At 70.0% G+C, this 759-nt stretch carries 2 protein-coding genes; both read right to left on the minus strand.

The features are described 5' to 3' along the window. Positions 1-93 precede the first annotated feature (93 nt). Entirely contained in the window at positions 94-474 is a 381-nt protein-coding gene (locus GTR02_RS21985) for a type II toxin-antitoxin system VapC family toxin (RefSeq protein ID WP_166609584.1), read from the minus strand. Beyond that, the gene (locus GTR02_RS21990; RefSeq protein WP_166609583.1) at positions 471-719 is read right to left on the minus strand and encodes a type II toxin-antitoxin system Phd/YefM family antitoxin; all 249 of its coding nucleotides are present in this window, start codon (positions 717-719) and stop codon (positions 471-473) included. The genes GTR02_RS21985 and GTR02_RS21990 overlap by 4 nt, the downstream gene beginning before the upstream one ends. Positions 720-759: the final 40 nt, after the last annotated feature.

Consider the following 759-nt stretch of genomic DNA (forward strand, 5'->3'; position numbering starts at 1 on the left):
ATCGGCACGACCGCAAGAATGTCGGTCAGCCGTGACCGCGCGCGGACGGTGTCATGACCGCGAGATCCCCGCCGCCCGGCTGCATGTGGAGACTCAGATGGTGACCACGTCCAGGAGGTGGTCAGCGCCCTTCAGATCGGCCGCGTTGCGGGTGTAGAGGCGGGCGTCGTGGGCGTGTGCGGTGGCCGCGATGAGGAGGTCCATCGTCCGAGCCCGCGGTTGGCGGCCGGCAGCGACGACTGCTGCGGCCAGCTGGCCGTAGCTCGCGGCGACGGCCTCGTCCAGCGGCAGCGCGTCGAAGCGTCGCTGCAGGATGGACAGCCGCCGCAGGCGTTCGGCGCGGACTGTGGTGTCGGTGGTCACGAGCACGCCGAAGTGCAGCTCGGCCAGGGTCGCCGTGCTGATGGCCAGTTCGCCGGGCAGTGGGCCGATGTCGGTGGCGATGACGACGCTGGTGTCCAGGACGGCCCTCACTGCCGCGCCCACGGATCGGTGATCTCGGTGTCGATCAACTCGCGGTCCTGCTCCCAGGTCGGGTCGCCCGGGCCGGAGAACAGCTCTTCGACGTCGGACCAGGTGCGCCAGGAGCGTGTGTTCGCCGGGACCAGGCGGGCACTGGCCCGGCCGGCGACCGTGATGGTGACTTCTTCCCCGGCCTCGACGCGACGGACGAGGTCGGAGGCTTGTTGGCGGAGTTCACGAAGCCCGACGGTCATCATGGCGACAGGATAGCACTTGTGCTACTGGCGGGTTCGGCGC

The sequence above is a fragment of the Kineococcus siccus genome, from assembly GCF_009906795.1.
Lineage (GTDB): Bacteria > Actinomycetota > Actinomycetes > Actinomycetales > Kineococcaceae > Kineococcus > Kineococcus siccus.